This is a genomic window from Pseudomonas sp. PDM02 (genome assembly GCF_014852285.1).
GTDB classification, from domain to species: Bacteria; Pseudomonadota; Gammaproteobacteria; order Pseudomonadales; family Pseudomonadaceae; genus Aquipseudomonas; species Aquipseudomonas migulae.
In genome coordinates this window covers 1-1235 of record NZ_JACVBL010000031.1, presented here as the reverse complement: position 1 = coordinate 1235, position 1235 = coordinate 1, and the positions used below count along the sequence as shown (strand labels likewise).

Genomic DNA, 1235 nt, shown 5'->3' with positions numbered 1-1235 from the left:
TGTAGTGGTCAACTAATCCCGGACACGACGTTAAGTTTTTCCTCGGCCCGCGCTGGTGCCAACCCATCGTTGAATTGATGAGGCCGAATCCAGTTGTAGCGATGCATCAAAAAATGGCTTATATCGCGCTGTGCTTCCTGCGCTGTTCGATAGCCCACGGTCGGTATCCATTCTGTTTTCAAGCTGCGAAATACGCGCTCCATCGGTGCGTTATCCCAGCAGTTTCCTCGTCGACTCATGCTCTGGCGTATGCGGTATCGCCACAACCGCTGGCGAAAGAGTCGGCTTGCATATTGCGATCCCTGGTCCGAGTGGAATAGCAGATCCGAAGGCCTGCCACGCTGCTCGTAAGCCATATCCAGCGCTTTGATCACCAGCTCAGCGTCTGGCTTTTCCGACAGCGCCCAGCCCACGATCCGACGCGTACAAAGATCCAGGACGACAGCCAGGTAATGCCATTTGCCTTGCGCCCAAATGTAGGTGATATCGCCGCACCAGACTTGATTGGGCGCTGGCACATCGAACTCGCGGTTCAATGTGTTCGGGATATCCAGTCTTTCTACTGTTGCTCGTTTATAGGCATGGGAGCCGGGTTGTTTGCTGACTAAATCAAGCTCGCGCATCAAGCTACGCACTTTGAATCGACCGAGTTGCTCACCGTCTTCACGCATCAGCGACAGGATGCTGCGACTGCCCGCAGCGCTACGACTTTGCGAGAACAGCTCACTGACGCGACTACGCAATCGAAGCCGTTCAACATCGGGCGTGCAGCGCCGCAGGCGCTGGGCGTAGTAACACGAGCGAGTGACGTCAAACACCTTGCACAGCCAATCAACCGGCTCATGGGCGCTCAACTGGGCAATCAGCGCGAACGCTCGTGATCTTCCGACATCAAGAGCGCGGTAGCCTTTTTTAGTATTGATTTCTCTCGCTCAAGCCGGGCAATCCGGGCTTCCAGCTCCTGAATTTTTTGCTGTTCCGGAGTCAGTGCCTTGCTCTGCGGGGTGACGCCTTTATGTTCTTTCTGAATCTGGTCAACCCAGCGGCGCAATGCCGACTCACCAATGCCGAGTGAACGGCTGGCTTCGATGTAGCTGTAGTTTTGCTTGAGCACAAGGTCGGCAGCCTCGCGCTTGAATTCAGGAGTAAAGGAGCGGCGTTGTTTGGTCATCTGACACCTCGATCTGGCGAGCATTCTCGCCTAAATGGGTGTCCGGTTTCATTAGACCACTACA

At 55.0% G+C, this 1235-nt stretch carries 1 protein-coding gene; it reads right to left on the bottom strand.

Features of this window, described 5'->3' with window-relative positions:
* Positions 1 to 8: 8 nt before the first annotated feature.
* Positions 9 to 1171, bottom strand: a protein-coding gene (locus IB245_RS28885; RefSeq protein WP_192496360.1) for an IS3 family transposase whose coding sequence is annotated in 2 segments (ribosomal slippage) — positions 9 to 916 and positions 916 to 1171 — 1164 coding nt in all. Because the reading frame shifts where the segments join, the coding sequence is not laid out codon by codon here.
* Positions 1172 to 1235: the final 64 nt, after the last annotated feature.